Below are 17,700 nucleotides of genomic sequence, written 5' to 3'. Positions count from 1 at the left end.
CCGATCATGCGCGGCGGGCATCGGATGGCGTGTCGGGCTCTGCCACAATAGGGACATGTCCAACACCCCGCCTCCTGCGCTCCTGCTCGTCAACCTCGGCACCCCCGAAGCGCCCACCGCGCCCGCCGTGCGCCGCTATCTGTCGCAATTCCTGCACGACCGCCGCGTCGTGCAATTGAGCCGCTGGCTGTGGTGCCCGCTGCTCCACTTCATCATCCTGCCCATTCGCGGCCCGAAGGCCGCGGAGAAATACGCCAGCATCTGGATGAGCGAAGGCTCGCCGCTGGCCGTTTACACGCGGCGTTTGGCCGCCGCAGTCCAGCGCGTGCTGCCGGGATGGCGGGTCAGCGACGCCATGCGCTACGGGCAGCCTTCCATTGCCGCGCGCCTGCAGGCGCTGCGCCACGACGGCGTGCGGTCCGTGGTGGTGTTGCCGCTGTATCCGCAGTACTCCACGACCACCACCGAATCGGTGCGCGACGTGGTGGCGCGCGAAGCGGCCGGCCTGGATGTGCGGTTCATCGAAGACTATTCGGTGGATGCCGGCTGGGTCGCGGCCGTGGTCGCATCGATCCGCGCCTGGCGCGCCGAGCACGGTGCCGGCGAACACCTGCTGTTCTCCTACCATGGCCTGCCGCAGCGCCTGGCCCGCCAGGGCGATCCGTATCCACAGCGCTGCGAGGCCAGTACCCGCGCGATCGTGCAGGCCTTGGGCCTGCAGGAAGGCCAGTGGACGCTGACTTACCAGTCGCGCTTCGGCAAGGAGCGCTGGCTGGAACCGGCGACCGACGTCACGCTGCGCGCACTGGCGGCGCGGGGCGTGCGCAAGGTGGATGTCGTCTGCCCCGGCTTCGCTGTCGACTGTCTTGAGACGCTGGAGGAAGTAGGCATTGGTCTGGCGGAAGAATTCGCCCATGCCGGCGGCGAGCTGCGCTACCTGCCCTGCCTCAACGACAGCGATGCCCACGCGGATGCGCTTGCGGCGCTGGCGCGCGGTGCGGCAGACGAAAGGGCTCCATGACGCTGCACGACTTCGAGTTGCAGGTCCCGCTGGGACGCATCACCGGCCTGCGCACCCAAGGTGAAGGCACGCGCGTCATCGCGTTGCACGGCTGGTTGGACAACGCGGCGAGCTTCGTTCCGTTGGCGCCGCATCTTCCGGGCGTGCAGCTGGTTGCGCCCGATCTGCCGGGGCATGGCGCCAGTGCCCACCTCGCACCCGGGGCCGAATACACCAGCGGCGTGGCCGTGAACGCGGTGCTGGACATCGCCGATGCGCTGGGCTGGGAGACGTTCTCGCTGCTGGGCCACTCGATGGGCGCCGGCATCGCGAGCCTGGTGGCGGCCTCGGTGCCGGAACGCGTGCGGCGCCTGGTGGTGATCGAAGCGCTGGGCGGGTTGGCGGAGACCGTCGAACGCACCGCCGACCGTTGGCGCGAAGCCATCGCGGCGGCGCGCGCGCTGCCGGGCAAGAAGCTGCGCGTATTCTCCGATCTCGCAGCGCCGGTGCGTGCCCGCATGCAGGCCAACCAGTTGAGCGAACCCGCGGCGCGGTTGCTGGTCGAGCGCGGCGTGCGCGAGGTGGACGGCGGGTATGTCTGGAGCAGCGATCCGCGGCTCACGCTGCCCACGCCGCAGCGGCTGAGCGAACCGCAACTTGCCCGCCTCGTCGCCGGCATCACCTGTCCCACGACGGTGGTGTATGCCGATCCGCCGCAGGCTTACTTTCCGGAGCCTTTGCGCACGCAGCGCGCGGGACTGCTACCGGACGGCCGCCTGCATGTCATCGCCGGCACCCATCATCTCCACATGGAAGACCCGGCGGCGGTCGCCGCGGTGATCGGCGACTTCCTGCGCGGCTGATCAGCCCAGTTTCGCGCGGCGCAGGTCCAGCGCCAGGCGGATGTCGCTCTTGCGGATCGGGGCCTGGTTGCGCCACCACGCGTTGGTGACGACCTCGAGTTCCGCGTCCTCGTTGGCAAGGCGGCGCAACAAAGCAATGTCTTCAGCGGTGGCCGGCAATTCGTCCGGCAGGTAGAACGCGTCCAACGGCGACCGCGCCCGCGTCCGTGTCACGCGCGCCAGCAACGCCACCAGTGCGAGGGCGAACAGGGCGTAACCGCCCAGCAACAGGGCCTGCGAAGACAGGGCGCTGCCCTGCCACGCCAGCATTCCGCCGCTGATGATCCCGGCGAGCAGCAGCCAGGCCGTGCGGTCCATGCGTCGCATCTTGCCGGCTTCGCGCCGCCGTTCGCGCGCGCGCGCCGCCGCCTCTTCCACGGTCACGCCCTTGCGGCTCATCAGCGCGCGTCGCGCCTGGATCGTGGCGCTGGTCTCCGACGCCGGCAGGGCGTACAGCGAGAAGCGCGAAAGCGCGGGCAGCTCGCCGCTGCGGCCGGCATCCGGGTCGGCATCGAAAGCGGCGGAGGTACGTGGAGCGGTGAGGGACATGAGGTTGGCCGGTCGAAGGATTTGGCGCCGGGCTGCCGGCCCCTTTCAATTCGCGAGGTGCCTGCCGCGCAGGACACGGCAACGCGAAGCGCCGATCAGTCGATGGTCAACAGCCGATGCAGACGGGATTTCAGCCGGCGGCCTTCGGCGTGGAAATACGCACGCTCCTCGCGCCATGCCGGAAACCGCGACTCCACTTCCCGCCAAAAGGCGGGCGAGTGGTTGGCCTGCAGCAGATGGCAGACCTCGTGGACCAGGACGTACTCGAACGCCGAGGGGCGCCCAAGGACCAATGCCAGGTCCAGGGTGAGCGTGCCGTCTGGCGCGAGCGAGCCCCATTGCGACGACATCACCTTCAAGCGGATCTGGCGGGGCGCGCGCGGCAGGCCCGTGAGATAGCCGGGGAGCCAGCGACCGATGTCGGTACGTGCCTCGGCTTCGTAGAACGCGCGCAGCGTCCGTCGCAATGTGGCCGGCGTGGCGCGGGCAGGCAACTCGACGTGGATGCCGTCCTCCTGCCGCATGATGCGGGTGAAGCGACCTTCGTGCCAATGCAGTGGAAGATCTTCACCGCGTAGCGGCAGCTGCGAGGTGACGCCCGGAACGAGGGCGGCGATGCCGTCGTCAGGCGCGTGCCGCGCGAGCTGGTCGGCTAGCCAGTCGCGGTGCTGTAGCAGGAAGCGATCGCCCGAGACCAGGCTGGCACGCCACGGCAGCGTAAGCCTCGCCCCGCGTTCGTCGACGCTCAGTTTCAATCGCTTGGCGCGGGGATCGCGGACGCGCTGCACGTCCAGCGAGCGTCCGTCTCCCAGTTCAAGCACGACCGTATCGCGTTCGACGCTGCGGGGCGTGCGGGCGATCAGGCGGCGGAGCACAGATGGCATGCGTGCATCATAGCGGGGATACGCGATGGAGGCCGCGCTCACTCCGCCTTGCTGAGCTTCAACGCGTGTTCCAACACCAGGAACAGCCGCTTGAGTTCGCCGGCCATCAGGGCGAAGCGGGCGTCGAGTTCCGCACGCAGGTCGTCGTGCTCGGCGTTTTCGAGCTGGTCGACCGCGCCGTCGAGGAACTTCAGCTTGCGCACGATCAGGTCCTCGCCGAGGACGAACGACACGTGATCGTCCAGCACCAGGGCCAGCTTGGTGACCTGTTTGCCGGCTTCCAGGTGCTTGGCGATCTCGTCGCTCTGCAGCTCCTGGTTCTGGCACTTCACCACCGCGCCGCCTTCCATCGCGTCCTTGAGTTCGCATTCCTCGCCCAGCGACAGGCCTTCCGGCAGCGGTTCGCCGGCGATCCAGCCGGTCAGCACGCTGCGTGGCGCGACTTCGGCGTTGAGCGGCAGGGCGGGGAAACTGCCCAGCGCACGTCGCACTTCCGAGACCACGTTCTCACCGGTCTTGCGCGACGACGCATCGACCGCGATAAAGCCGTGTTCCAGGTCGATCAGCGCGTCGGTGCGCGAGGGTTTGACGAAGGCGCGCGGCAGCAGCTCGTGCAGCAGGTCGTCCTTCAACCGCTTGCGGGTCTTGCCGCCGGGCTTGCGGCCTTCCTTCTCTTCGATCTCGAGCAGTTTCTTCTGTAGCAGATCGTTGACGACCGCGCCGGGCAGGATCTTGTCCTCGCCGCCGACGCTGAGCCAGATCGCATCGTTGATACGGTGGGACAGCGCTTCTTCGCCGCGCCCGAAAGGCGAGATGAAGCCGCGTGAGGACAGCTCCAGCGGACCGACGGGCTTGAGTGCGGCTTCCGGAAGCAGCTCGTCGAGCTGGGAGAAATCGAGGGTGGTGGGGAAGCGGAACAGGGTCAGGTTGCGGAAGAACATCAGGGAATCAGGGGTCCGGTAAGTGGGGAGTGCGTGTTGTTGCTTGGCCTGTCATCCCGGCGAAGGCCGGGATCCATTCTGCTTCTGCTGTCAGCGTGCCTGCCAAGCGCGAGAGCAACATGGATCCCGGCCTTCGACGGGATGACGGCGGGGTGTGGCGAGCTCAGATGCCCTCGTCGACCGTCGCCGCGTTCGGCTCGCCCGCCAGCCACGCACGGGCATCCGGCAGCGCGGCGCCATCGCGATGGCCCAAGGAGAGGAAATCGAAGAGCTTCGGATCGCTCAGCTGCGAAGGACGGATGTCGCCCAGCGCGCGGGCGATCGTTTCGATGCGGCCGGGCGTCTCGCGCTCCCAGGCCTCCATCATCTTCTTGACCTGCTTGCGCTGCAGGTTCTCCTGGCTGCCGCACAGGTTGCAGGGGATGATCGGGAACGCCTTGGCCTCGGCGTACTCGGCGATATCGTCTTCGCGCACGTAGGCCAGCGGGCGGATCACCACGTGCTTGCCGTTGTCCGACAGCAGCTTGGGCGGCATGCCCGAGAGCTTGGCGTGGAAGAACATGTTGAGGAAGAACGTGGCCACCAGGTCGTCGCGGTGGTGGCCCAGCGCGATCTTGGTGAAGCCGTGCTCCTCGGCGTAGCTGTACAGCGCGCCCCGGCGCAGGCGCGAGCACAGCGAGCACATGGTCTTGCCCTCCGGGATCACCCGGCTGACCACCGAATACGTGTCCTGTTCGATGATGTGGTACGCCACGCCGATCGAGGCCAGGTACGCCGGCAGCACGTGCTCGGGGAAGTCGGGTTGCTTCTGGTCCAGGTTCACCGCGACCAGCTCGAAGCGCACCGGCGCCTTCTTCTGCAGCTGCAACAGGATGTCCAGCATCGTGTAGCTGTCCTTGCCGCCGGACAGGCACACCATCACCTTGTCGCCGTCTTCGATCATGCCGAAGTCGGCGATGGCCTGGCCCACCTGCCGGCGCAGGCGCTTGGCCAGCTTGCCCTGCTCGTGCACGGCGCGGCGCGGATCGGCGGCCGGACGGCGCAGGATGGGGTCGGGCAGGGGCAGGACGGTGCTCATGGCGCCATTGTACCGGGGCGCGGTGACGGGCTCGGCGCGGCCGGTGTACGCTCGCCGGGTGGAAGCCAGCAACCCCGCCGACGTCGCCCAGAAGATCGCCGAACTCCGCGTGGAGCATCGGGACCTCGACGACGCCATCGCGAAGCTGGTCGACGATGCCGAGGCCGACGAGGTCGCCATCAAGCGCCTGAAGAAGCGCAAACTGTGGCTGAAGGACTGCATCGCGCGGCTCGAAAGCGCGCTGATCCCGGACGAGCCGGCCTGACCTCGGCGCCGGCTCCAGGGCCGGCTGAATCTGACGCGGGGCGTCACCCCTGGCCGTCCATGAGGGGCGCTGCCCGCGCGCTGCCCCCGCCAAGTGACTGAAAACCGGGTGTAGCGCGCCGTGCAGTGTCCGCTCCACCGCTCGCGCACAGTTGGCCCGATGCTTGCTTCAGTCAAGGCTGTGGGGGATTCCCCGACGACCACGACCGTATGCCGTCCTGCCGGCGCCACGGTTCCCAACGACGAGCCATGCGCGCCCACGCGCCGTGGCGAGGGAGCGGCATGGAGCAGGACAAACCCTTCAGTCATCGCACGGACCCGCGCCTGCGCGAAACGCTGGCCGCGGCCGGCTCGGTGGAAGACGCGACCGCCGGACTGGGCCTGCGCGTGCGACGGATCGCGCCGGGCGACCCGCTGGGCGATGTGCCGCGCCTGCGGCGCGAGGTGTACTTCCACGAACAGGGGCAGGCCGGCGACCGCAGCAAGCGCGTCGCCGACGGCCTCGATGGCTGCGGCACCACGCTGTCGGTGGAAAAGGGCGCGCAGGCCATCGCCACGCTGCGGCTGCACGACTTCTCGCCGCTCGCCGTGCAGGTGGAGTACGGCAGCCTGTTCCAGATCGATGCCTTCGCGCGGATGTGGCCGCTGGCGCAGGTCGCCGTGGGCACACGTTTCGCCGTGCAGGCCGACCAGCGCAGCAAGGCGGTGGTGGACCGGCTGATGGAGGAAGCCTACCGCTGGGCGCAGGCGGCGCGCATCCAGTTCTGCCTGCTGGCCTGCGAGCCGTTCCTGCACGGCGTGTTCGAACACTATGGGTTCCGCGAGTACCTGCCGCCGGCGATCCTGCCCGGCGGCGTGGACCTGCTGCGCATGGTGCTGGTGCTGGACGATGAGCCCCACCTGTCCGAATGCGGGTCGCCGCTGCACCGGCTGGTACGCGACCCTGCGCGTGCGCTGCCCGCCAAGGCGTGGCTGACGCGCAGCTTCAATCTCGCCGACTGATCGTCTTCAGTCCTGTGCCGGCGCGGGTTCGGCCGGGCGCGCGGCTTCCGGGCTGACCTTCTCGATGGTGTGGCGCAGTTCGCGGCCGAGGATGGCCTTCGCATCGCGCGCCCAGGCATCCAGGCGCTCGTCGAACACCAGCTTGCTGTTCTCGTCCGGCCACACCAGCTTCAGCTCGCGCAGCTTCTGGATGAAGCTGCGGAACAGGCTCTTGTCGAAGAACTCCGGTGCGGCAGGCGCGTACAGCAGGCTCAGCCGCTGCGCGGCCTGCTGGCACAGGCTTTCCAATTCCGCGGTGCCCAGCGTGCCGGGCCCGTTCTTCACTAGCACCGAAATGGCGATGTAGTAGCGCTCGAACGCCTGCTGCAGCGAATGACCGATCGCGCGCAGGCGGAATACCTCGTCGGTCTGGCCGGCGCTGCGCGCCAGGATGCCGCCGTCGTCGTCGTTCACCTGCTGGAGCAGGCCTTCGCGGATGAACACCTCGATGGTGCGCTCCATGCGCTCGTTGAACTCGTCCTCGGTCCAGGGGAGGAACAACTCCGCCTGCAGGAACGGGTACAGCGTGCGTCCGAGCCGGAGCACGCCGGCGCGGCTCATGCGGCGGTTGTTCTGGAAGCAGCAGGCGATCCAGGACGAGGCCGTGAACAGGTGCAGCACGTTGTTGCGGTAGTAGCTCAGCAGCACGGCGGTGTCACCGTCCACGCTCAGCACGTCGCCGAGCGGATGCTTGATCCGCTGCAGCATGTTGATTTCCTCGGCGTGCGCGATGATGCGCTCCGGCGAATGCGGCGTGACCGTAACCAGCTCTGAGTACGGCAGCTCGGCCAGCACCTTCTTCGACAGTTCGATCTGCGCGATCAGGTCGGCTTCGCCCATCGCGTGCTTGGGCGTGGACAGCAGCGCCAGCGCGAGCAGGTTGATCGGGTTCACGTCCGCCGCGCGGTTGATGTTGACCTGGATCTGCTGCGCCAGCGCATCCACGGTATCGGACAGCCACGCCGGCTTCTCTTCCTCGCCCACCGGCTGTCCGTCCCACGCGGGGGCATGCGTGGCCAGCGCGTCGTTGAGCAGGATGGGCTCGCCGAAGTTCACCACCACCTGGCCGTAGTTCTGCCGCAACACCTTGGGGATGCCCCACAGCACGGCCCAGATGGATTCCTTTTCCTTCGGCCGGCCGCTGAGCTCGTCCAGATAGCTGGTGCCTTCCAGCAGCTTCTCGTAACCGATGTAGACCGGCTGGAACAGCACCGGCTTGCGCGGTTGGCGCAGGAAGGCGCGCACCGTCATCGAGATCATGCCGCCCTTGGGCGCCAGCAGGCGGCCCGTGCGCGAACGCCCGCCTTCGATGAAATACTCCAGCGAATAACCGCCCGAGACCAGCTGCGCGACGTACTCGGTGAACACCGCCGAATACAGCGGGTTGCCGCGGAAGCTGCGGCGCATGAAGAACGCGCCGCCCTTGCGCAGCAGCGTGCCCACCACCGGCAGGTTGAGGTTGATGCCGGCCGCGATGTGCGGCGGCACGATGCCGCGTTCGTACAACAGGTACGACAGCAGCAGGTAGTCCATGTGGCTGCGGTGGCAGGGCACGTAGACCACTTCATGGCCGGGCGCGGCTTCCTTGAACTTGTCCAGGTGGTGGACCAGCACGCCGTCGTAGATCTGGTTCCACACATGGCTCAACAGGAAGCTGGCCGAGCGCACCACCGGGTTGGAGTAGTCGGCGGCGATTTCCCAGGCGTAGGCGTGCGCCTTCTTCCATGCCTCCTCGGGCTTGGACTTGTCGCGCTTGGCCTGTTCGGCGATGGCTTCCTTCACCGGCTCGGCGGCCAGCACCTGGTCCACCAGCAGGCGGCGGGTGGACAGGTCGGGGCCGATGATGGCTTCGCGGATGCGGTGGAAGTGCGTGCGCAGGACGCGCGAGAGCTTGCGTACCGTACGCTCGGGCTCCAGGCCTTCGTCGACGGTGTTCCGCAGCGACACCGGCGAGGCGAAGCGCACGATGGTGCCGCGGCCGTTGAGCAGGATCGCCAGCAGGCGGCGGAAGCGACCGACGATGGCCCAGTTCTCTGAGAACAGCACCGAGAACCAGCCGCTCTGCTTGTCCGGCGCGCGACCGACGAAGATCGACACCGGCACCAGCTGCACATCCAGCCCCGGATTGGCGCGGTGCGCCTGCAGCAGCTTGGCCAGCGAACCGGAATGGGTCTTGGCGCTGATCTGGTCCGGGATCAGCGTGCTGGCGTTGCGGCGCGACAGCGCCACGTAGGCGCGCTTGCGCCCCAGCGGGTTGCCGGGCACCGGCAGCGGCAACAGCGGCGATGGCAGGCCGGCGTCGCGGCAGGCGCGGTCCAGGATCAACGCGTTGGACAAGCCATAGTCTTCCAGCACATAGCAGACGGGGCGCTCGTCCAGCAGTTCGACCGGCGCGTCGGGTTCGATCGACAGCGCCAGCCACGGGTCGGCCAGGCGGCTCAGCAGCCGTGCCCATAGCGGGCGCTTGGCCTGGCGGGCCGGCACGGGCGGCGTCATCGGGAGACCGGCGGTCAGCGGCGCGGCGTCATCGGCGGTCGTCCCGGGCGCAGGCGTGCCCGCCGGCGTCTTGTCCGGGGGCGTCGGTGCCGGGGCATCCGGGAACGGCAGGGGATCTTGTTCAGGCATCGGCCGCATTATGGCCCACGCCCGTGGGCGGCTGGAAAGCGGTTACAGGTGCCGGTTCGCGTCCGCCATCCGCACGCTGCGCTTGGCTGGCGGAATCCGCCGTCGGCCAAGTCGTTGATCGGGTGGGAGTTAGCGGCCCCGGTAGGGCTCGCAGCCGACGCCGTCGTTGTCGCGATCCAGGTGGGGTCCATAGCCGGGTTCGCCTCGCCGCACCGGAGCCGCACCGTGAGCGCGAGCCTCGGCGCAGTTACGGAATGATCGACTCAGCGGAGCGTCCCCGCGCGCTGGCGCTTTCGGCGCGGACAGGGTGGGTTCGTCTTCCTGTAGGCGTGCCGCGGGGGCGTTGTGAGCAGCGGCGCCGCGGTGACAGTGGTATTCGCCAGTCTTCCGGTTGGTGTGGCAGCCCTCGGTGTTCAGGCCCCCTGGGTGGGCCTGCGCAGCCATGATCGCGACGATGGACCCGCCGACCACCCATGCGCGAAGGACCGCGGAGCGCGCACCTTGCCTCACGGCGTCTTGGCGTCGCCGTCAGGCGTTTTCTCGGGCGGGGAAGGCACGGGCGCCGCATCGGCCTGAGCCGCCGTCAGCGCCGTTTCGGCATGCCGAAGGTAATCGGTCAGGTACCACTGCTTGCCGCGGCGTTCCAGGCTCACCACGGTGTCGATCTCGTGTTCGCCCAGTGGGTAATGGATGCGGACCGTGGCAGTGTCGCCCTGCTGCTGGACCAGGCCGGTACGCAGGTCGGCGAAGGTCGTGTCCAGCGGCAGCCCGTAGCGGGCGAAGGTGGCCTTGGTTTCGATGAAGAGCGGCGTCAGCTGTCGCAGGCTGGCCTGCATGCCGGCCTGGCTGAGGGCTTCGTCGCTGGTCAGGCCGCTGCGCCGGGCGGCGGGGGCGAGCCCGGCGAGGGTGGCGCGGGCCAGGGCGGGATCGCCCAGCGGCGCCTGCTGCGCCCAATCGCTGAGGGCAGCGACGACCTGGGCGTAGTGGTCGCGTTCTTCTTGGGTGTAGTCGCCCTCGTTCTTCACGTATTGCACGCCGAACAGACCGAGCGTCCGTGCCGCCTCGCGCAGGTCGCGGTCCTGGCGGGCGAACTGGCGATCGAAGCTGCGCTGCAGGGTGCGTTCGGCATCCTTTGCGGACAGCGCCGCCAGCATCGGCACCAGCTTGTCGTCCAGCGGCAGCTCGGTCAGTGGCCAGCGTGCGTGGCCGCTGCGCCAGGCCGCCTCGAGCTGGGCATGCACGTCAGGGGGCACGGCGTCGCGCGCGAAGCCGACCAGGTCGTTGCGCTGCAGGTGCGAGGCGAGCTGGCGCACGGCGGCCGCGGGCTCGCTGGCGGCGCCGGCGAGCTCCTCGGGTTCGCGCTTCTTGCAGCCGGCCAGCAGGACGAGCGACAGCCCGAGGGCTGCCAGCGCGCGCAGGATGGACGCGGTGGGCTTCGGCTTCATGCGGTGACTCCCCAGTCGTTCCGCATCTTCAAGGCTGGCGGGGCGGGGCGGCAAGCATCGCCGTCGCAAGTTGGGCGAGGAGCGAGTGGCGAGGCGTGAGGAACGAGGGAGACTTCTCTTCTTCTCACACCTCACCCCTCCACTCACTCCTCAGGAATAAAAAAGGGGACCCGGTGTCTTGCGACGCCGCGGGTCCCCTGAAATCCGGCCGAAGCCGGAGGACGAAGTGTTGTGGCACATCTCCGGCCCTAAGGCCGGATGCGCACAGCCTACCTGCGCCCGAATGCTAAGGCAATACCTGAAATAACTTCGTATAAGCCATTGATTTTAAATAATGGCTTTCGCAATCTCGGCCTGAATTGCTTCCGCGGCGGCTTTCGGATCGGCGGCCTGGCTGATCGGCCGACCGACCACGATAGCGTCCGCACCCAGGGCGAAGGCCTCTGCCACGCCCACCGTGCGCTTCTGGTCGTCCCCTACGGGGCCACCCGGGCGGATGCCGGGGCAGACGATGGAGAAGCCAGCGCCGGTGGCGGCGCGGATCATGCCGGCCTCCTGGCCAGAGCAGATCACGCCGTCGATGCCAGAGGCCTGTGCAGCCAATGCGCGTTGCACGACGATGTCGGCCGGTTCGCCGCTATTGATGCCCATGGCCCGCAGATCGTTGCCATCCATCGAGGTCAGCACGGTCACGGCCAGCAGCCGGAGGTCGCCACCACGTGCGGCGGCGGCCGCTTCCATCATGCCGGCATGCCAGCCATGGATGGTCGCGTAGGTCACCGGCCAGCGCGACAGGCCGCGGATCACCCCGGCGACGGTGGCCGGGATGTCGAAGAACTTCAGGTCGACGAACACCCGCTTGTCGCGGCGGGCGAGGGCATCCAGCACGGTGAAGTAGTCGCCGCTGGCCAGCAGCTCCATGCCGATCTTGTAGAACTGCACCGCATCGCCCAGCCGGTCCACCCACGCCAGCGCGTCGGCGCCGGACGGCGCGTCCAGCGCGAAGATCAGGCGCTCGCGCGGCGCCAGGGCGACCGGGCCCCGGCTCATGGCGCGTAGTCCAGCGCGTCGCGCTTGGCCTGGGTGCGCGCGGCGGCCGGCTGGTCCCAGGCATTGTTGAACAGCGCGGGTTCCCAGGAGCCGTAGGTCGGGTTGGGCAGCATCCACCAACGCTCGCCGAACCAGTCGTCGTACTCGTCGAACAAGGCCTGGCGGCCCTCGCGGGTATTGGCTTCCACCTGGACGAAGTCGCCGATCTGGTCGCCGAACTGCATCAGTACGCGGTACTTCTGCCCGGCCAGGCGGCGGCGGCAGTTCTTCTCGGAGCCGTTCTGCTCGCAGCCTTCCAGCACCGTGCCCAGGCCGAGGAATACGCTGTCGTCGGCCACCGGCAGGCCCGCTTCACGCAGGTTGGCCAGCGTCGCTTCCTTCAGGTGCACCGCGCGGTTGGAGATGTACAGGATGGTCACGCCCTTCTCGGCCGCGGCCTTGGCGAAATCCACCACGCCTGGCAATGGCTTGGCCTTCTTCTCGGCCACCCACTGGTCCCAGCTGATCTCGTCGTATTCCTTGCCGTCGCGGATCAGGCGGGCCTGGTAGGGCGAGTTGTCCAGCACAGTCTCGTCCACGTCCATCACCACGGCCGGCTTCAGGCCGGTGGCGGCGTTGCCGCGTTCGTCCGGCACCAGTGCATCCCAGTTCTTTTCCTTCAGCGCCACGTCCAGGTGGTCGGCGGCGGCGCGGAAGGTCTGGGTGGTGATCGCGCGGTATTCCACCGACGTCTGCACCCAGGCCACGGCGTTGAGGTTGTCGTGCGCGCCGGTCGGCGTGACCGCCGGTTCGGTGGGCTTGCACGCGGACAGGGTCAGCAACGAAGCCGCCAGGCCGGCGGCGAGCAGGGAAACGCGCATGGGAGATCCGGTCTTCAAGGTGCGGGAATTCTAGCCGACCGGTGTTACGCCCATCGTTCGGTCACGTGGCGTGCGCGGGTTATCCTGCCGGCCTCTGACCGATCTCCTGTTCCCATGGAAGACACCACGCCCGTCTTGAATGCCGCCGAGGCCCGCCTGCTGGGCTGCCTGATCGAGAAGGAAGCGACCACGCCGGACACCTATCCGCTGACGATCAACGCCGCGCAGGTCGCCGCCAACCAGAAGACCGCGCGCGATCCGGTGATGGCGCTGGATCCGGGTGCGGTGAACCACGCGTTGCGCCAGCTGGAGCAGAAGGGCCTGGCGAAACAGGTGTTCTCCTCGCGCGCCGAACGCTACGAGCACCGCACTGCGGCGTTCTTCGGCATTCCGCAACAGCAGGTCGCGCTGCTCGGCCTGCTTGCGCTGCGGGGTGCGCAGACGGTGCACGAGCTGCTCGCGCGCGCCGAACGCCTGTGCCGGTTCAACGATGCGGACGATGTGCGGCACCACCTCGATCGGTTGATCCAGCGCGACGCTGCGCTGGTCGTCCAGATTCCGCGCGGACCCGGCCAGCGGGAAGATCGCTACATGCATCTGCTGAGCGGGCCGGTGGACATCGCGGCCATCGCCGCGCGCGCACCGTCGTCGCCCGCGGGTGAACCCGCGAATGCGGAACTCGAAGCGCGCGTCGCCACCCTGGAAGTCGAAGTCGCCGCACTGCGCGAGCAGATGGAGCAGTTGCTCGCCGATCGCGCCGGCTGAGCGTGCCTCAGCGCTTCTCTTCCATCAGGCCGACAAGATTGCCGTCCGGATCGCGGAGGAAGCCGGTCCACAGTTCGTGGTCGGGCATGCGCGCGGCCAGTTGCGGCGCGCGCTCTTCGGTGGCGCCGCGCGATACCAGGGCGGCCTGCGTCGCTTCGATATCGTCCACGCTGAAATAGAGGATCGAGTTGGCGCCCGCCGCGCCGGCGCCTTGCGGCGTGGTCAGCATCACGCGGATGCCGCCGGCATCCAGGAAGGCCAGCGTCGGCGCGGGCCGGAACAGGAATGCCAGGCCGAGCGTATCGCGATAGAACACGAGCGCAGCGTCGACATCGCTCACCGTGATGGCGATCTGGCGGATGGTGGAGAGCGTCGTGGTCATCGCGGAACCTCCGGCAGGATCAGGTCGGTCTACGGCTGCTGCGCAGCAGGAACAGGCTGCCGACGAGCGTGCCGACCAGCGAGGCCGCCAGGCCCAGGGCGCACGCGATCAGCAGTTCGCGCGGCCACGACACCGGCGCGCCCGCGGTGTCGCCGATCAGCAGGCGCAGCACGACGGCCATGGGCGCGGCGGCGGCGATGAGCAGCCATAGCGGCAGGAAGCGGCCGGTGCCGAAGGCGCGCAGCATCATCGCCACCACGGCAAGCGCGGCCAGACCGGGGCCGTAGAACGCACTGGGCAGGGCCGTCATCGCGGAAGGCGTCCGCCAGTACGGAAAACCCACGCCGACCAGGGCGATCAGGAAACCCACCAGCCACCAGATCCGGCTGTTGCGCGTCATCGTCTGTGCTCCCGTGGATGCGGGCCAAGCGTACCGCGTCGCGCGCGGCGTGGGCACGGCCTCAGTCGAACATCGCCTGGATCGCCGCCAGACCCGCGCTGGCGCGCTCCTTCTTGCGCTCGGCATCGGCCACCGGATCCGCACCGTCGCGCTGCAACTCGTCGGCGGGCAGCTCGTCGATGAAGCGGCTGGGCTGCAGGCGCAGGCGTTCGCCGAAGCGGCGCGTCTCGCGGCTGTGGCTGAGCCACAACTGGGTCTTGGCGCGGGTGATGCCCACGTACATCAGGCGACGCTCTTCCTGCAGGTTGCCTTCTTCGACGCTGGTCTCGTGCGGCAACGTGCCGTCCTCGCAACCGACGATGAAGACATAGGGGAACTCCAGGCCCTTGGCCGCGTGCAGGCTCATCAGCCGCACCTGGTTGCCGCCGTCGTCCTTGTCGTTGCGCGACAGCAGCGCAAGCTGCGCGGCGAGGTCGCCCGCGGAGCTGCCGCGCGGCCCGCCCTCGAACCAGTCCGCCAGTTCGTCCAGGTTGGCGCGCCGCCGCTGGAACGAGGCTTCGTCCTTGCACTGTGCGCGCAGATCGGCCAGTAGGCCGGAGCGCTCGCTCAGGCGGCGCACGAGATCGGCCGGCGGCAGTTCCCCGGCGTGCCGCCGCAGGTCGCGCAGGATGTCGTTGAACGCGCTCAGGCCGTTGGCGGCGCGCGGCGGCAACGCCTTCAGCGCGCCCATCGATTCGGCCGCGCGCGACAGCGGCAGGTGCGCGTGCTGCGCCATCTCGGCGAGCTTGGCCAGCGAGGTGGCGCCGACCTCGCGCTTGGGCGATTGCACCGCGCGCAGGAAGGCCGCGTCGTCGTCCGGATTCACCAGCAGGCGGAGCCATGACAGCGCGTCCTTCACTTCCTGGCGCTCCAGGAACGCAGTGCCACCGGTCAGGTGGTAGGGGATGCGCAGCAGCTGCAGCGCCTTTTCCAGGGCGCGCGACTGGTGGTTGCCGCGGAACAGGATGCAGAAATCGCTCCAGGCCGCGCTCTTGGAGGCGTGCACGAAGGAGATCTCGGCCGCGACCTTTTCCGCTTCATGCTCGTTGTCTCGGCACTCCCACACGCGGATGCGCTCGCCGTCGGCCTGGTCGCTCCACAGCTTCTTCGGGTGTTCGTGCGGGTTGTTCGCGATCAGCGCGTTGGCTGCGCGCAGCACGCGGTTGCTGCAACGGTAGTTCTGCTCCAGCTTGATGATCTGCAAGGCCGGATAGTCCTTGGCCATCTGCAGCAGGTTGTCGGGGTTCGCGCCGCGCCAGGCATAGATGCTCTGGTCGTCGTCGCCCACGCAGGTGAAGTCGCCGCGCTCGCCGGCGATCGCCTTCAGCAGGCGGTACTGCGCATCGTTGGTGTCCTGGCACTCGTCGACCAGCAGGTAGCCGATGCGTTCGCGCCATGCCGCCGTGATCTCGGGATTGTTCTCCAGCACCTGCACCGGCAGGCGGATCAGGTCGTCGAAGTCGACGGCATTGAACGTGGTCAACCGGTCCTGGTAGCGCTGGTACAGCAGCGCGGCTTCCTTCTCGCGGTTGGTGCGCGCCTCGGCGAGCGCTTCCTCGGGCGAGAGACCGGCGTTCTTGGCGCGCGAAATCAGGTTCTTCGCCATCTCGACGTCGTCGGGCTTGGCGCCGTACATCAGGTCCTTGACCTGCGCACTCGCGTCGTCGGCATCGAAGATGGAGAAGCCGCGCTTCAAGCCCACCGCGGCATGCTCGATCTGCAGGAACTTCAAGCCCAGTGCGTGGAAGGTGCAGATCGTCAGGCCGTCGGCCGCATCGCCCTTGATCCGCTTGGCCACGCGCTCGCGCATTTCCTTGGCGGACTTGTTGGTGAAGGTGATCGCCGCGATCCGGCGCGCCGGGAAATGCCCACCGGAGATCAGGTGGGCGATCTTCTCCACGATCACGCGCGTCTTGCCGCTGCCGGCGCCCGCGAGCACCAGCAGGGGGCCCTTGCTGTGAAGGACGGCGGCGCTTTGGGGGGGGTTGAGGCCGTGCATTGGGAGTGCGTCTGCGTAGGCCATCAGTTTACAGACAACCTCGCGCGGCTTCTCCTAGCATGGCGTTCATTCCCGCCGCCGGACGCAGGCCCACGACATGAACGCCTTCCGAAGCCTTGTGTTCGCGGTCGTTATGGGTCTGGCAGTCGTACCGTCCGTCGCCCAGGAAGCGAAGATCGATCCGGCGGTGCTGACGGAAGGCTTCCTCGCCGCCCATCCGGATCTGCGCTGGAGGGCGGAGGGCGTCCGGTCGTATGAGAAGAAGGACTACGCCGTTGCGTTGGCCGAATTTCGGCGTGCGGCGTACTACGGCGACAAGCCGGCGCAGGCGATGATCGCCGAGATGTACTGGAACGGCATCGGTGTGGCGATGGACAGGCCGCTGGCCTATGCGTGGATGGATATCGCAGCGGAGCGGCTTTACCACGATTTCCTGGTGCGGCGCGAAGGCATCTGGAGCGCGCTCGACGCCGCCGAACAGCGCGACGCGCTTTCGCGGGGTGAGGCGCTCATGGCCGAGTATGGCGACGATGCTGCCAAGCCCCGGCTGGAAAAGGTCCTGCGCCGCGAGCAGCGCCGCGGCACGGGAAGCAGGGTCGGGTTCGTCGGCAATCTCACCATCGTCCCCTACACCGGCCCGTTGGCGGGCACAGGCATGACCTTGACCGGCGAGGAGTACTACGCACCCCAGTATTGGCAGCCCGAGAAATATTGGCAGTTGCAGGACGCGATCTGGAAAGCGCCGCTCAAGGGGCGTGTCAAGGTGGGCGAGGTCGAGAACGTGCCGGCGGAAGCGGCCGACTCGCCGGCCGGCAAGGACCGGTGACGCCCCGCGGTAGAATCCGGGCATGGCCAAGCTCTACTTCTACTACTCGGCGATGAATGCCGGGAAGACCACCACGCTGCTGCAGTCCGCCCACAACTACCGCGAGCGCGGGATGCGGGTGGCGATCCTCACCCCGCGGCTGGACGACCGGGCCGGTGCCGGCGTGGTGGCTTCGCGCATCGGCCTGCGCGCCGACGCCGCGGCGTTCGAGCGCGACGACGACCTCGAGCGATGGGTACGCGACGATATCGCCGCGCACGGCAAGCTCGACTGCGTCCTGGTGGATGAAGCGCAGTTCCTGACCCGTGCGCAGGTGTGGCAGCTCAGCGAAGTGGTGGATGCGTTGCGTATCCCGGTGCTGTGCTACGGGCTGCGCACCGACTTCCGTGGCGAGCTGTTCGAGGGCAGCCAGTACCTGCTGGCCTGGGCCGATGAATTGAGCGAGATCAAGACCATCTGCCATACCGGCAAGAAGGCGACGATGACCGTGCGGGTCAACGAGCAGGGGCTGGCGGTGCAGGATGGCCCGCAGGTCGAGATCGGCGGCAACGAGCGCTATGTGTCGGTGAGCCGCGCGGAGTTCAAGAAGATCGCGCGCGGCGAGGGCCGTATCGAGCCGCTGCAGCCGGGGCTGCCGCTGGCGTGAGCCG

At 68.4% G+C, this 17,700-nt stretch carries 19 protein-coding genes; 7 read left to right on the top strand and 12 right to left on the bottom strand.

Annotation, left to right across the window (positions count from 1 at the left end; translation table 11 throughout):
- Window positions 1-55 precede the first annotated feature (55 nt).
- Window positions 56-1,021, top strand: coding sequence for a ferrochelatase (gene hemH / locus AC23D6_RS18525; RefSeq protein WP_487750668.1), 966 nt, complete (start codon window positions 56-58; stop codon window positions 1,019-1,021).
- Window positions 1,018-1,863, top strand: coding sequence for an alpha/beta fold hydrolase (locus AC23D6_RS18520; RefSeq protein ID WP_487750667.1), 846 nt, complete (start codon window positions 1,018-1,020; stop codon window positions 1,861-1,863). The genes hemH and AC23D6_RS18520 overlap by 4 nt, the downstream gene beginning before the upstream one ends.
- On the opposite strand, the gene AC23D6_RS18515 is transcribed toward AC23D6_RS18520, so the two are convergent.
- From AC23D6_RS18515 to ttcA, 4 genes are all read right to left on the bottom strand, one after another.
- Complete coding sequence (locus AC23D6_RS18515) at window positions 1,864-2,451, bottom strand: hypothetical protein (protein WP_487750666.1); 588 nt, start codon at window positions 2,449-2,451, stop codon at window positions 1,864-1,866.
- A gap of 95 nt (window positions 2,452-2,546) precedes the next feature.
- Window positions 2,547-3,335 carry a M48 family metallopeptidase gene (locus tag AC23D6_RS18510; protein ID WP_487750665.1) on the bottom strand — a complete coding sequence of 263 codons (789 nt, stop codon included), beginning with the start codon at window positions 3,333-3,335 and terminating at the stop codon, window positions 2,547-2,549.
- A 38-nt stretch (window positions 3,336-3,373) separates the two neighbouring features.
- Window positions 3,374-4,276: a recombination-associated protein RdgC gene (locus tag AC23D6_RS18505; protein WP_487750664.1), complete on the bottom strand. Its 903-nt coding sequence runs from the start codon at window positions 4,274-4,276 to the stop codon at window positions 3,374-3,376.
- 163 nt (window positions 4,277-4,439) lie between these two features.
- The gene (ttcA, locus tag AC23D6_RS18500) at window positions 4,440-5,354 is read right to left on the bottom strand and encodes a tRNA 2-thiocytidine(32) synthetase TtcA (protein WP_487750663.1); all 915 of its coding nucleotides are present in this window, start codon (window positions 5,352-5,354) and stop codon (window positions 4,440-4,442) included.
- Between ttcA and AC23D6_RS18495 the strand changes: the two genes are divergently transcribed.
- Complete coding sequence (locus AC23D6_RS18495) at window positions 5,353-5,619, top strand: YdcH family protein (protein WP_487750662.1); 267 nt, start codon at window positions 5,353-5,355, stop codon at window positions 5,617-5,619. The genes ttcA and AC23D6_RS18495 overlap by 2 nt on opposite strands.
- Before the next feature lie 248 nt (window positions 5,620-5,867).
- Window positions 5,868-6,620 (top strand): N-acyl amino acid synthase FeeM domain-containing protein, encoded by a 753-nt coding sequence (locus AC23D6_RS18490; RefSeq protein WP_487750661.1) that lies wholly within the window; start codon window positions 5,868-5,870, stop codon window positions 6,618-6,620.
- Window positions 6,621-6,626: 6 nt separating this feature from the next.
- Here the strand turns inward: AC23D6_RS18490 and plsB are convergent, their stop codons facing one another.
- The 5 genes from plsB to AC23D6_RS18465 form a co-directional block, all read right to left on the bottom strand.
- Window positions 6,627-9,293 (bottom strand): glycerol-3-phosphate 1-O-acyltransferase PlsB, encoded by a 2,667-nt coding sequence (plsB, locus tag AC23D6_RS18485; protein WP_487750660.1) that lies wholly within the window; start codon window positions 9,291-9,293, stop codon window positions 6,627-6,629.
- A gap of 120 nt (window positions 9,294-9,413) precedes the next feature.
- Window positions 9,414-9,728, bottom strand: coding sequence for an excalibur calcium-binding domain-containing protein (locus AC23D6_RS18480; RefSeq protein WP_487750659.1), 315 nt, complete (start codon window positions 9,726-9,728; stop codon window positions 9,414-9,416).
- 62 nt (window positions 9,729-9,790) lie between these two features.
- Entirely contained in the window at window positions 9,791-10,729 is a 939-nt protein-coding gene (locus AC23D6_RS18475) for a hypothetical protein (protein ID WP_487750658.1), read from the bottom strand.
- A 327-nt stretch (window positions 10,730-11,056) separates the two neighbouring features.
- Window positions 11,057-11,779, bottom strand: a complete 723-nt coding sequence (gene pyrF / locus AC23D6_RS18470) for an orotidine-5'-phosphate decarboxylase (protein WP_487750657.1) — start codon at window positions 11,777-11,779, stop codon at window positions 11,057-11,059.
- Complete coding sequence (locus AC23D6_RS18465) at window positions 11,776-12,639, bottom strand: 5'-nucleotidase, lipoprotein e(P4) family (RefSeq protein ID WP_487750656.1); 864 nt, start codon at window positions 12,637-12,639, stop codon at window positions 11,776-11,778. The genes pyrF and AC23D6_RS18465 overlap by 4 nt, the downstream gene beginning before the upstream one ends.
- A gap of 114 nt (window positions 12,640-12,753) precedes the next feature.
- Here AC23D6_RS18465 and AC23D6_RS18460 point away from each other — a divergent pair, with 114 nt between their 5' ends.
- Window positions 12,754-13,404 (top strand): YceH family protein, encoded by a 651-nt coding sequence (locus AC23D6_RS18460; protein ID WP_487750655.1) that lies wholly within the window; start codon window positions 12,754-12,756, stop codon window positions 13,402-13,404.
- A 7-nt stretch (window positions 13,405-13,411) separates the two neighbouring features.
- Here AC23D6_RS18460 and AC23D6_RS18455 read toward each other — a convergent pair whose 3' ends face one another.
- The 3 genes from AC23D6_RS18455 to AC23D6_RS18445 all read right to left on the bottom strand — a co-directional run bounded on the left by AC23D6_RS18455 (window position 13,412) and on the right by AC23D6_RS18445 (window position 16,224).
- On the bottom strand, window positions 13,412-13,786 hold the full coding sequence (locus AC23D6_RS18455; RefSeq protein WP_487750654.1) for a VOC family protein: 375 nt from the start codon (window positions 13,784-13,786) through the stop codon (window positions 13,412-13,414).
- Window positions 13,787-13,805: 19 nt separating this feature from the next.
- Window positions 13,806-14,186, bottom strand: coding sequence for a hypothetical protein (locus AC23D6_RS18450; protein ID WP_487750653.1), 381 nt, complete (start codon window positions 14,184-14,186; stop codon window positions 13,806-13,808).
- Window positions 14,187-14,247: 61 nt separating this feature from the next.
- A complete protein-coding gene (locus tag AC23D6_RS18445) occupies window positions 14,248-16,224 on the bottom strand; it encodes a UvrD-helicase domain-containing protein (protein ID WP_487752680.1) in 1,977 nt (658 codons plus the stop codon).
- A gap of 97 nt (window positions 16,225-16,321) precedes the next feature.
- Between AC23D6_RS18445 and AC23D6_RS18440 the strand changes: the two genes are divergently transcribed.
- Both AC23D6_RS18440 and AC23D6_RS18435 read left to right on the top strand, forming a co-directional pair.
- A complete protein-coding gene (locus AC23D6_RS18440; RefSeq protein WP_487750652.1) occupies window positions 16,322-17,050 on the top strand; it encodes a hypothetical protein in 729 nt (242 codons plus the stop codon).
- A 22-nt stretch (window positions 17,051-17,072) separates the two neighbouring features.
- Window positions 17,073-17,696, top strand: a complete 624-nt coding sequence (locus AC23D6_RS18435; protein WP_487750651.1) for a thymidine kinase — start codon at window positions 17,073-17,075, stop codon at window positions 17,694-17,696.
- Window positions 17,697-17,700 lie beyond the last annotated feature (4 nt).

Source organism: Pseudoxanthomonas sp. G3 (assembly GCF_057654715.1).
Note: the sequence above shows the minus strand (reverse complement) of the source record. Positions and strands in the feature narration are given on the sequence as shown.

Bases quoted from the DNA above. Each gene is read 5' to 3' on its own strand.
- hemH (WP_487750668.1), top strand. From the start codon at position 56: ATGTCCAACACCCCGCCTCCTGCGCTCCTGCTCGTCAACCTCGGCACC.
- AC23D6_RS18520 (WP_487750667.1), top strand. From the start codon at position 1,018: ATGACGCTGCACGACTTCGAGTTGCAGGTCCCGCTGGGACGCATCACC.
- AC23D6_RS18515 (WP_487750666.1), bottom strand. From the start codon at position 2,451: ATGTCCCTCACCGCTCCACGTACCTCCGCCGCTTTCGATGCCGACCCG.
- AC23D6_RS18510 (WP_487750665.1), bottom strand. From the start codon at position 3,335: ATGCCATCTGTGCTCCGCCGCCTGATCGCCCGCACGCCCCGCAGCGTC.
- AC23D6_RS18505 (WP_487750664.1), bottom strand. From the start codon at position 4,276: ATGTTCTTCCGCAACCTGACCCTGTTCCGCTTCCCCACCACCCTCGAT.
- AC23D6_RS18495 (WP_487750662.1), top strand. From the start codon at position 5,353: ATGGCGCCATTGTACCGGGGCGCGGTGACGGGCTCGGCGCGGCCGGTG.
- ttcA (WP_487750663.1), bottom strand. From the start codon at position 5,354: ATGAGCACCGTCCTGCCCCTGCCCGACCCCATCCTGCGCCGTCCGGCC.
- AC23D6_RS18490 (WP_487750661.1), top strand. From the start codon at position 5,868: ATGCGCGCCCACGCGCCGTGGCGAGGGAGCGGCATGGAGCAGGACAAA.
- plsB (WP_487750660.1), bottom strand. From the start codon at position 9,293: ATGCGGCCGATGCCTGAACAAGATCCCCTGCCGTTCCCGGATGCCCCG.
- AC23D6_RS18480 (WP_487750659.1), bottom strand. From the start codon at position 9,728: ATGGCTGCGCAGGCCCACCCAGGGGGCCTGAACACCGAGGGCTGCCAC.
- AC23D6_RS18475 (WP_487750658.1), bottom strand. From the start codon at position 10,729: ATGAAGCCGAAGCCCACCGCGTCCATCCTGCGCGCGCTGGCAGCCCTC.
- pyrF (WP_487750657.1), bottom strand. From the start codon at position 11,779: ATGAGCCGGGGCCCGGTCGCCCTGGCGCCGCGCGAGCGCCTGATCTTC.
- AC23D6_RS18465 (WP_487750656.1), bottom strand. From the start codon at position 12,639: ATGCGCGTTTCCCTGCTCGCCGCCGGCCTGGCGGCTTCGTTGCTGACC.
- AC23D6_RS18460 (WP_487750655.1), top strand. From the start codon at position 12,754: ATGGAAGACACCACGCCCGTCTTGAATGCCGCCGAGGCCCGCCTGCTG.
- AC23D6_RS18455 (WP_487750654.1), bottom strand. From the start codon at position 13,786: ATGACCACGACGCTCTCCACCATCCGCCAGATCGCCATCACGGTGAGC.
- AC23D6_RS18450 (WP_487750653.1), bottom strand. From the start codon at position 14,186: ATGACGCGCAACAGCCGGATCTGGTGGCTGGTGGGTTTCCTGATCGCC.
- AC23D6_RS18445 (WP_487752680.1), bottom strand. From the start codon at position 16,224: ATGCACGGCCTCAACCCCCCCCAAAGCGCCGCCGTCCTTCACAGCAAG.
- AC23D6_RS18440 (WP_487750652.1), top strand. From the start codon at position 16,322: ATGAACGCCTTCCGAAGCCTTGTGTTCGCGGTCGTTATGGGTCTGGCA.
- AC23D6_RS18435 (WP_487750651.1), top strand. From the start codon at position 17,073: ATGGCCAAGCTCTACTTCTACTACTCGGCGATGAATGCCGGGAAGACC.